Here is a 7,592-nt window from a genome sequence, read left to right on the forward strand (position 1 = left end):
TCAAGTTTTAACTGATCTGACCCTTGATTTCAAACTCTTCCAAGGGACGGCTAAATTGACTAGCACGTTCTCCCAAGATTTCTTCCAAGGGCAGTTTTGCTTGGCGAATAAGCTTTTCTAGCTTATGTGGTGCAATCTTCACATCAATATGTAATAAGCCTGCATCATCATAATGTTCAGACTCAATCACATTTAAGGCATAAAGTTGGGTGCGAAATTTGCCATAAGCCGGTTTAAGAGTCAGTGAGAAATGTTGAATTTGGCCCATTAAACATTCTTGTACTGCTTGTTGCAGTAATTCTAGACCAAGGCCAGCATGAGCTGAAACATAAACTCGATCTGGGACATGTGGCTCGGCATAAATAATTTTGGCCTCTTCACCACTCAGGTCAATTTTGTTGTACACCCGAAGTACTGGAGCATCTGCACCAATCTCTTTTAATACACCTTCAACAGCTTCAATTTGATCAAGCATGTCGTGGCTATTACTATCAATCACATGCAGTAACAATGTAGCTTCTAGCGTTTCTTCAAGTGTTGCCTTGAATGATTCAACTAAATCATGCTGTAAGTTTCGTACAAAACCTACTGTATCTGCTAACACGACAGTACCGATCCCATCCCATTCTAATCGGCGTAATGTCGGATCGAGTGTCGCAAATAATTGGTCGGCTGCGTAGACATCACTTTTCGCTAAAATATTAAATAGAGTTGATTTTCCAGCATTGGTATAACCAACGAGTGAAACAGTTGGAATAGCTGCCTTTTGTCTTGCAGCACGCCCTTGTATACGGGTTTGATGTACTTTTTCTAATTTATCTTTTAATTGGGCAATACGAACACGAATGAGGCGACGATCTGTTTCCAGTTGTGTTTCACCAGGACCACGTAAGCCAATACCACCTTTTTGCTGTTCAAAGTCGGCCGACCAACCGCGAATAAGACGCGTAGATAAATGCTTAAGCTGAGCAAGTTCGACTTGTAATTTACCTTCATGCGTACGAGCACGCAGCGCAAAAATATCTAAAATTAAACCTGTACGGTCAATGACTCGGCATTTTAATATTCTTTCTAAATTTCGCTCTTGAGCGGGTGATAAAGCATGGTCAAAAATCACCAGACTTGCTTCTAATTCCTGAACTCGCTCGGCAATTTCATCGACTTTTCCTGAGCCAATAAAAAATTTAGGATTGGGCTTATTTCGCTGAACCTTAATATGTTCAAGGATATCTGCACCAGCAGACTGTGCAAGTAGAGCAAACTCTTCGGCATCCAGATCATCTAATAATTGTACAGAAACACTCACTAAAATTGTGCGTTCACCGCCTTGATGCCGATCAACATATTCCACGTGGCTATAAATCCTGAAAATGGGAAAACTTTATTCTAGATGAAACTTAAGCAAAAGGGGAAAGCGTTTGTTCTTATCCTTTAGATTAGTTAAATGTAATTAGAGATGTTTGAATTTATTTTATTTCCCGTTCTCTATCATCAATGCAAGTTTATTCTGAAACGTATAGAATGCTCGAGATGGGTATAACAATGATTGATCGTTAGTGAAATTTTATGGCTCAAACGCAAAGTATAGTTAATTCAACGTTAAAGAAATTATCAAAAATAGGTTTATACGGAAAAAAAGTCACTTCTGCCACCGCCGCAATTAGTGAAGGTTTTTATTTAGTTTATCGACATGGCCTTTATAAAGATCCTAATAATCCGGTTAATACACGCTATGTTCAATATTTTTGCCGCCGTTTATGTCAGGTTTTTAACTTAGATGTAGAAGTACACGGAACAATTCCTAGAGAACCTGCCCTATGGGTAAGTAATCATATTTCTTGGCTAGATGTTGCTGTTTTAGGTTCAGGGGCTCGTGTTTTCTTCCTTGCTAAAGCCGAAATTGAGAATTGGCCCATTTTAGGAAATCTGGCTAAAGGTGGTGGAACTTTATTTATTAAGCGTGGGTCTGGGGATTCGGTTAGAATCCGTGAGCAAATTACTGAATTTTTAAAACAAAATATTCCTGTACTATTTTTCCCTGAAGCGACTACTACAGATGGGCATTCTGTTAAGAAAGTACATGGTCGTTTACTCGGGGCTGCTATTGAGGCTCAACGCCCAGTACAGGTATGTTTAATTTGTTATGTAAATCGTCATGGGCAATTAGATACAGTTGCTCCTTTCATTGGCGAGATGACATTTGCTGAACATATTCAACGTGTACTTGAAATGCCGAAAGTAACGGCTCATTTGCTAACGTTACCGCCAATTCCTGTAGAAGGACACGACGTGAAGAGTTTAACGCGCGAAGTTCAAGAAAAAATGGTAGAAGGATTGGCTCAACTACATCAGAAAGTACTTAAGCCAAAAAGTTAATTACATAAATCCTTCAAGTGGCAGCCATGAAAGAAATTTCATGCCTGCTTTTTGCCACCATTTCATCTCTGGTTCTTGTTTGTAAATTAAAGGACCGTTTGGAGTTTCTTGCTGCCAATAAATATGATTATTAGGATCTAGCTTTAGCTTATAAGCAAATTTGTTTAAATTTTCATCCATCGTGTGGTGAATTGTCTTAGCCAACGACGGGCTATCTAAAATTACGCCAATTTCAGTATTCAAATAAGCTGAGCGTGGATCAAAATTAAATGAACCAATAAAAACCTGCTCATCTAATGCCATAAGTTTAGTATGCAAACTTGAGCGACTTAATCCTTTCATGTTCACTTTCGCTTTAGTTGCAAGCTCATCTGTATTTTTATTTAAATCTCTTTTATCGGGTGTCGGTAAAAACTCATAAAGTTGTACGCCGTTTTTAAGAAGTTCTTTACGGTATTTCCCATAAAAGGCATGAACAACGGCAACGTCATTCGCTTTAAACGAGTTAGTTAAAACTCGCACTTCAACACCTTCTTTAGCAAGAGTACTTAAAATCTTGGCGCCTTGCTTCTCTGGAATAAAATAAGCTGAAATTAAGTCAACGTTACTTTCTGGTTTTTCTAAATGGTTAATTAACTGGAAATTTAGGTGTTCTTCTTTTTTAGCCTTTGACTTGATTTTATCAGGCGAGTCTTTTACAACTTCTGCTTTGACCCAGTCGAATTGAATATTGCGATTTAACCATTCATCAAATGCATGTGATTTTGCGGTTAAGTTTAGAAAGTTTTGAACTGTCGCCTGTTGGTAGTGAGCTTCGAGTTGCTCTTTTAATCCTTCATAACGTAGACGATGTTGCTCTGGACTTACAATACTTTGAACTGAATATGCATATTCATGATTCCAGTAATCATCAAATGAATTCACAATGTCATCAACAGCAGCACCAACTAACATCACATCGACATCAGAGAATTGATAACTATCACTTACGTTGTAATATTGATTTGTCATGTTACGTCCGCCAATAAGAGCAACCTCATTGTCGGCAATAAAACTTTTATTATGCATGCGACGATTGATACGTTTTAAGTCAAGAACCATATCCATCGCACGATATTTACGAAAACGGTATGGGTTAAAAAGCTTCACTTCAATATTTTTATGCTGAGAAAGGGCGAGTAAAATCCCTTCTATTTTTTTTGCATTATTGTCATCAATAAGAAGTCGAACTTTTACACCACGATCAGCTGCCCGAATAATCGCGTGCAAGGCTAAAGCACCAACTTTGTCATTGTCCCAAATGTAATATTGTAAATCTAACGTTTTTTCAGCTTTATCAATTAATCTTAGGCGGGCTGCTAGAGCCTCCAAGGGATCATTTAAGACATGGTAACCCGTTAGCTTGGGATTCTGCTGACGTAAGGGAGTAATCAGTTTGGCAAGTGAGGTCTGAGAAGTATCAATATCTTTTGCATATTGTACTGGCTCAACACTATGTTTTGGCAGAGTACTACATCCTGTCAAACCCACAGCAAAACTAGAACATAGGACTAAAGAAGCTTTTATCAAAAAGCCATTAGCTTGTTGATTCGTTTGAAGCTGTTTGGATCGAAAGGATTGTGCCATAATCAGTACATACGATAACGTGAGCTAGAGTATAGTTCGTGCATATTGAAAGATAAATATTGAATTTGATTACTAGCAATCAATATAAGATAAGTCGAGAATCGTAATGTGGAACCCAGATTCAATCATCTTTAGTTTTTACTTTATTTTTTCAATACTTGCTTTATGGGGAATTTCTGAAGCTTGGATTCATCAATCTCGAACCGAGACGATTCATCCATTTAAAGCTTTTGTCCATTTACTCGCATTTTATCTCTCTTATCTACTTATTCCTCTCTGGTTTTTTAATTTATATGCTGCCTGGATTGGTTACTATTCAATTCACCAAGGTATTTTTATCTTTTTCTTAAGTGGTGTTTTAATTTACGCTCGATTTATTGAACCTCATCTAGTACGTGTCGATACTCATCAATATCGGTTAAATCCAGATCGTAGTTTTAATAAACCTGTAAAGGTAGCCTTAATTGCTGATTTACATATTGGTTTATTTTCAGGGCATGAGCGCCAACTCAAAACGATAGTTAGAAAATTAAATGAGCAGCAACCTGATTTAGTGGTTGTGGCAGGTGATTGGACATATGAACCAGAAGACAGATTAATTCAAGAATTGAGTGTTTTAAAAGAAATTCAGGCGCCTGTTTACTCTGTTCCTGGAAACCATGATGAGCAATATCCAGGACCACCTATTCAACAATTGTTAAAAGATGCCTTGTTTTATAATGAGGTTGTCGATATTGAAGGCAAAATAGTTGATTTTGAAGAATTCCGTCTGATTGGCATTGGCGATCTCTGGGCCGGAAAAACCGATATGCGTTCCATGCCCGATTTACCCCAAGATAAACCTTGGTTAATCCTTTCTCATAATCCTGATACAGTAGATATGGTGCCTAAATTGCCAAATCGTCCATTAATGCTATCTGGGCATACGCATGGTGGGCAGGTGGAGCTTCCATGGCTAACTAACTATATTATGAAAAAAGTATCAATTTTAGGGCATAAAAGAGGGCTTTATTCCCACGAACATGCCGATGTCTTTGTTACAGTTGGCACAGGAATGGTCGGAATTCCTTTACGTTTTAGAGTGCCGCCAACCATTGATATTATTGAGTTAGTTTAAAATAAAAAAGCCAATCACAAAGGATTGGCTTTTTTATAAATTGAAAATTATGGAATAACGACAATAGCAACACGTCGATTAATCGCACGATTTTCATTGGTTGTATTTGGGACATAAGGCTGAGTTGAACCACGTCCAATCACATAGATATTTTCTTTTTTAAATCCGCGAGCTAAGAAAAGGTTTGCCACGCTTTGTGCACGCTCTTCAGATAGCTTTTGATTATAAGTTGCATCGCCAACATCATCAGTGTGCCCAACAATTTTCAATTTATTTAAATCATATTTATTCAATTGATTTGCTAGACGTGTTAACTCAGCTTCATGGCTCTGTTTTAACTCTGCATTATTAAAGTCAAATAACAAACGTTCTGGTAAACCCAGAGTCCATCCTTCATCAGTAAGAACAAAACCTTCTTTCTTAAGCAATTTTACCTGACGATATTTTAATGGACCAAAACTCAGGCACCCTGCAAGAGTAATGCATAGCAATGCAATAAAAGAGAGTTTTAAAGATCTTGTATTCATAGATTAGCCTAAATTTAATTTTCAGGTTTATAGATAAACCAGTGTTCATCCGAATTTTTAGCCTTATACATTGCTTGATCTGCTTGCATAATGAAATCTTCGGGGCTAGATGCAAATTGTGATAAAGCAATACCTACACTAAAACTGAAATAAATGGTTTGTCCATTTAGCTGCAAAGGTTCTTTACAGCTTTCGAGTAAATTTTCAGCAATAGATATTAAATGATCAGCATGGCTAATGGAATGCAAAATGACGGCAAATTCATCACCACCTAAACGTGCAATAAAATCTTGATGGCGTAAACGGGTTTGCAAGCGGTTGGCCATTTCTTTTAAAACTTCATCTCCAGCCAAATGTCCAAACTGGTCATTAATCGCTTTGAAGTTATTGTTATCTAGAAACAATAAAGCAGACTTGTTATCAAATCCCTTATCTTCAAACATATCTAATAGAACTTGATAAAAATAATGTCTATTCGGTAATAATGTAAGCTGATCGTGATGAGCCTGAAATGATAATTTACGATTTTCTTTTTGTAATTGATTGTCCCATATCTGAATTTCTTCAAGTAACTCATTAAAAACAGTATTTAAATCTTGAAATTCTTTAATTCGGTTATAAGGAAAACGAAGATTATAAGCTTTTTGTTCACTTACAATTTGAGCAATATTGGTAAGTGGATAAATCGCCTGCATAATTTGGCGATAAGTTAAGTTTACTGACCACCACAAAGCGCAAACAATAAACAACATTGCAATTGCAAGTCCTACGATAATCATTTTGAGGAACTGCAATATTTTTTCTGAACTACCAAAAAGTGTTAATTCACCTACATTTTGTTCGTGATGATAAATTGTAAGATGAACGGGCTCATTTAAGAACCAATGATCAAACCAACCCTCCAAAATTGAGGTTTGACTTGATAATTTAAAACTTTGTGCAATTAAATGATGTTCTGAATCATAAATATGAATAGTACGAATTGAATGATCATTGGTGTATTCATTCAAAATTTGCTCTATCGTAATTTTATCATTAAATACAACTGCGGGCTGAATACGCTCTAGCAGAGTATGGCTGAGCAATTGCAAATTTTGTTTGGCGTAAGTTTCCATTGTAAAAACAGAAATCGATACAAATGTAAAAGAGCAGATAAAGAAAGTAATTGCAAAAATAGTAAATTGAGATTTTCTAAATAAAGCATGCAATGAAGTGGACTGATACAACTTTGATATCATGATCCTTACTCCGCATTCTTAGCCAAGAGCAATACTCTTGGATCAATATGAACTTTGGAGTGACTTAAAGCATCTAAGTTAACTTTAAAGGTAGTGTAATTATTTTGATTGTATAAACAAAAGATACTTCCTATTTCACATTCTGAATTATTAATGCTTAAAGAAAGTAAAGAACGATAAGGATAGTTCTGAATAAGGCTTTGTTGTTGCTGTGGAGAAGTAGTAGAAAAATAAACTGCCTGACAATGTGACCGAGCAAAATCTTTCGAGTTTACAGTCTGAACACGATAATTATAAGACATTTGCTGGATATAAGATTGAAAGGTAGATGTAATAGAGGGATTATCAATAACACAAAGAGTAGGAGTATTTACATTCTCCCACTTACTATAGCTTAGAATAGATAAAGTAAGCACATAGAAGTTATGTTTTGAATTGGCATAACAAGGCCCACTCGTAGCAAACACTACAAGTATGCAAACAAATACTTTTTTAGCGAACTGCCACATGGTGAGCTAATGCCAAACTATTGCACGAATAATCTATTCTACATGAAGTTGATAAACTAAAAAAAGTTTAATATCTCATCTAACGTTGACTGAACTGCCTAAAAAAAAGGCATATATATCACTTTTTTCGTAAAATAGTAGAAAAAAACGGCACTCGATAGAAAAAGGCTGAAATACCCCTTGCAAAGGGTTTTTAATC

Annotated in this window: 7 protein-coding genes; 2 read left to right on the forward strand and 5 right to left on the reverse strand. The window is 36.3% G+C overall.

Annotated elements, in window-relative coordinates; genetic code table 11:
* Positions 1-7: 7 nt before the first annotated feature.
* Complete coding sequence (hflX, locus tag MSG66_RS07825) at positions 8-1,351, reverse strand: ribosome rescue GTPase HflX (protein WP_202743925.1); 1,344 nt, start codon at positions 1,349-1,351, stop codon at positions 8-10.
* A gap of 215 nt (positions 1,352-1,566) precedes the next feature.
* On the opposite strand from hflX, the gene MSG66_RS07830 reads away from it, so the two are divergent.
* Positions 1,567-2,376: a lysophospholipid acyltransferase family protein gene (locus tag MSG66_RS07830; protein WP_042898328.1), complete on the forward strand. Its 810-nt coding sequence runs from the start codon at positions 1,567-1,569 to the stop codon at positions 2,374-2,376.
* On the opposite strand, the gene MSG66_RS07835 is transcribed toward MSG66_RS07830, so the two are convergent.
* The gene (locus MSG66_RS07835; RefSeq protein ID WP_324653437.1) at positions 2,377-4,002 is read right to left on the reverse strand and encodes a phospholipase D family protein; all 1,626 of its coding nucleotides are present in this window, start codon (positions 4,000-4,002) and stop codon (positions 2,377-2,379) included.
* A gap of 106 nt (positions 4,003-4,108) precedes the next feature.
* Between MSG66_RS07835 and MSG66_RS07840 the strand changes: the two genes are divergently transcribed.
* Entirely contained in the window at positions 4,109-5,119 is a 1,011-nt protein-coding gene (locus tag MSG66_RS07840; RefSeq protein ID WP_324653439.1) for a metallophosphoesterase, read from the forward strand.
* A 47-nt stretch (positions 5,120-5,166) separates the two neighbouring features.
* Here MSG66_RS07840 and MSG66_RS07845 read toward each other — a convergent pair whose 3' ends face one another.
* The 3 genes from MSG66_RS07845 to MSG66_RS07855 are packed head-to-tail and all read right to left on the reverse strand — an operon-like array spanning position 5,167 to position 7,393.
* A complete protein-coding gene (locus MSG66_RS07845; RefSeq protein WP_262474744.1) occupies positions 5,167-5,646 on the reverse strand; it encodes an OmpA family protein in 480 nt (159 codons plus the stop codon).
* 14 nt (positions 5,647-5,660) lie between these two features.
* Complete coding sequence (locus MSG66_RS07850) at positions 5,661-6,884, reverse strand: diguanylate cyclase domain-containing protein (protein ID WP_197730973.1); 1,224 nt, start codon at positions 6,882-6,884, stop codon at positions 5,661-5,663.
* Positions 6,885-6,889: 5 nt separating this feature from the next.
* Positions 6,890-7,393: a YfiR family protein gene (locus MSG66_RS07855; protein ID WP_324653441.1), complete on the reverse strand. Its 504-nt coding sequence runs from the start codon at positions 7,391-7,393 to the stop codon at positions 6,890-6,892.
* Between the last annotated feature and the right edge of the window lie 199 nt (positions 7,394-7,592).

The sequence above is a fragment of the Acinetobacter sp. IK31 genome (genome assembly GCF_035615195.1).
Classification (GTDB): Bacteria; Pseudomonadota; Gammaproteobacteria; order Pseudomonadales; family Moraxellaceae; genus Acinetobacter; species Acinetobacter calcoaceticus_C.